We start from the raw sequence: 3,219 nt of genomic DNA on the forward strand, positions 1-3,219 counted from the left end.
CGTGTGTGTTGTTTCAGATACTGCACAGTGGACGCGTAGCTTCTTTGTGGTAAGTCCTCGGCCTATTAGTACCAGTCACCTGCACCAGTTACCTGGCTTCCAGTTCTGGCCTATCAACCCGGTGGTCTGCCGGGGGCCTTACCCCCTCGAGGGGGTGAGAAACCTCATCTTGGAACAGGCTTCCCGCTTAGATGCTTTCAGCGGTTATCCCTTCCGAACGTAGCTAACCAGCGGTGCTCCTGGTGGAACAACTGGCACACCAGAGGTTCGTCCGTCCCGGTCCTCTCGTACTAGGGACAGCCTTCCTCAAGTTTCTAACGCGCGCGGCGGATAGAGACCGAACTGTCTCACGACGTTCTAAACCCAGCTCGCGTGCCGCTTTAATGGGCGAACAGCCCAACCCTTGGGACCTACTCCAGCCCCAGGATGCGACGAGCCGACATCGAGGTGCCAAACCATCCCGTCGATATGGACTCTTGGGGAAGATCAGCCTGTTATCCCCGGGGTACCTTTTATCCGTTGAGCGACACCGCTTCCACTTGCCGGTGCCGGATCACTAGTCCCGACTTTCGTCCCTGCTCGACCTGTCAGTCTCACAGTCAAGCTCCCTTGTGCACTTGCACTCGACACCTGATTGCCAACCAGGCTGAGGGAACCTTTGGGCGCCTCCGTTACATTTTGGGAGGCAACCGCCCCAGTTAAACTACCCACCAGGCACTGTCCCTGAACCAGATCATGGTCCGAGGTTAGAGGTCCAATACGATCAGAGTGGTATTTCAACAACGACTCCACACTCACTGGCGTGAGCGCTTCACAGTCTCCCACCTATCCTACACAAACCGAACCGAACACCAATACCAAGCTGTAGTGAAGGTCCCGGGGTCTTTTCGTCCTGCCGCGCGTAACGAGCATCTTTACTCGTAATGCAATTTCGCCGAGTCTATGGTTGAGACAGCTGAGAAGTCGTTACGCCATTCGTGCAGGTCGGAACTTACCCGACAAGGAATTTCGCTACCTTAGGATGGTTATAGTTACCACCGCCGTTTACTGGGGCTTAAATTCTCAGCTTCGCCACAAGTGGCTAACCGGTCCTCTTAACCTTCCAGCACCGGGCAGGCGTCAGTCCGTATACATCGTCTTACGACTTCGCACGGACCTGTGTTTTTAGTAAACAGTCGCTTCTCACTGGTCTCTGCGGCCCCACCCAGCTCACACTGCAAGAGTGATCACCAAACGAGGCCCCCCTTCTCCCGAAGTTACGGGGGCATTTTGCCGAGTTCCTTAACCATAGTTATCTCGATCGCCTTAGTATTCTCTACCTGACCACCTGTGTCGGTTTGGGGTACGGGCCGTGTGAAAGCTCGCTAGAGGCTTTTCTCGGCAGCATAGGATCACTGAATTCGCCTCATTCGGCTATGCGTCACCTCTCAGGCTCGTGAACGGCGGATTTGCCTACCGTTCGCCCTACAGGCTTACACCAGTATTACCACTGACTGGCTCAGCTACCTTCCTGCGTCACCCCATCGCTTGGCTACTACCAGATCAGGTCCCATGCATCCACATCCAGGGCCCCCGAAGGGACGTAAGGACGCTTCAGGATGGTTAGTATCACTGATTCACCAGGGGCGCGTTCACACGGGTACGGGAATATCAACCCGTTGTCCATCGGCTACGCCTGTCGGCCTCGTCTTAGGTCCCGACTCACCCTGGGCGGATTAACCTGGCCCAGGAACCCTTGGTCATTCGGCGGACGAGTTTCTCACTCGTCTTTCGCTACTCATGCCTGCATTCTCACTCGTGTGGCCTCCACGGCTGGGTCACCCCGCCGCTTCCATGGCCACACGACGCTCCCCTACCCACCCACACACCTGCCGGCCCTCCCGCAGGAGAACCGGAGACTATTGTGTGAGTGCCGCAGCTTCGGTGGTGTACTTGAGCCCCGCTACATTGTCGGCGCAGGATCACTTGACCAGTGAGCTATTACGCACTCTTTCAAGGGTGGCTGCTTCTAAGCCAACCTCCTGGTTGTCTTCGCGACCCCACATCCTTTTCCACTTAGTACACGCTTAGGGACCTTAGCTGGCGATCTGGGCTGTTTCCCTCTCGACTACGAACCTTATCGCCCGCAGTCTCACTGCCGCGCTCTCACTCACCGGCATTCGGAGTTTGGCTGATTTCGGTAAGCTTGTGGGCCCCCTAGACCATCCAGTAGCTCTACCTCCGGTGAGAAACACGCGACGCTGCACCTAAATGCATTTCGGGGAGAACCAGCTATCACGGAGTTTGATTGGCCTTTCACCCCTACCCACAGCTCATCCCCTCAGTTTTCAACCTAAGTGGGTTCGGTCCTCCACGACGTCTTACCGTCGCTTCAACCTGGCCATGGGTAGATCACTCCGCTTCGGGTCTAGAACATGCCACTACAACGCCCTATTCGGACTCGCTTTCGCTACGGCTACCCCACACGGGTTAACCTCGCGACATGCCACTAACTCGCAGGCTCATTCTTCAAAAGGCACGCCATCACCCCCAGTGACAAGTCACTCGAAGGCTTTGACGGATTGTAAGCGCACGGTTTCAGGTACTATTTCACTCCCCTCCCGGGGTACTTTTCACCTTTCCCTCACGGTACTAGTCCGCTATCGGTCACCAGGGAGTATTCAGGCTTATCGGGTGGTCCCGACAGATTCACACCAGATTTCACGGGCCCGGTGCTACTTGGGTTTCCATCACGACAGTCATCATGTTTTCGTGTACGGGATTCTCACCCTCTACGACAGGCCGTTCCAGACCACTTCCACTAACACAATGATTTCTTACTGTCGGCCAACACGGCAGCATTGACAAGATGAACCCCACAACCCCACGAATGCAACACCTGCCGGCTATCACACATCCATGGTTTAGCCTCTTCCGCTTTCGCTCGCCACTACTCACGGAATCACTATTGTTTTCTCTTCCTGTGGGTACTGAGATGTTTCACTTCCCCACGTTCCCTCCACACACCCTATATATTCAGGTGCGGGTAACACGACATCACTCGTGCTGGGTTTCCCCATTCGGACATCCTCGGATCTCAGCTCGGTTGACAGCTCCCCGAGGCTTATCGCAGCCTCCTACGTCCTTCATCGGCTCCTGGTGCCAAGGCATCCACCGTACGCTCTTCATTACTTACAACAAAGATGCTCGCGTCCACTGTGCAGTTCTCAAACAACACAC

Annotated in this window: 1 rRNA gene; it reads right to left on the minus strand. The window is 55.5% G+C overall.

What is annotated here, in order from left to right:
• Nucleotides 1–45: 45 nt before the first annotated feature.
• Nucleotides 46–3,177 (minus strand): 23S ribosomal RNA (locus MLGJGCBP_RS15935).
• Nucleotides 3,178–3,219 lie beyond the last annotated feature (42 nt).

This window comes from Rhodococcus sp. T7 (genome assembly GCF_009872365.1).
Classification (GTDB): Bacteria; Actinomycetota; Actinomycetes; order Mycobacteriales; family Mycobacteriaceae; genus Rhodococcus_F.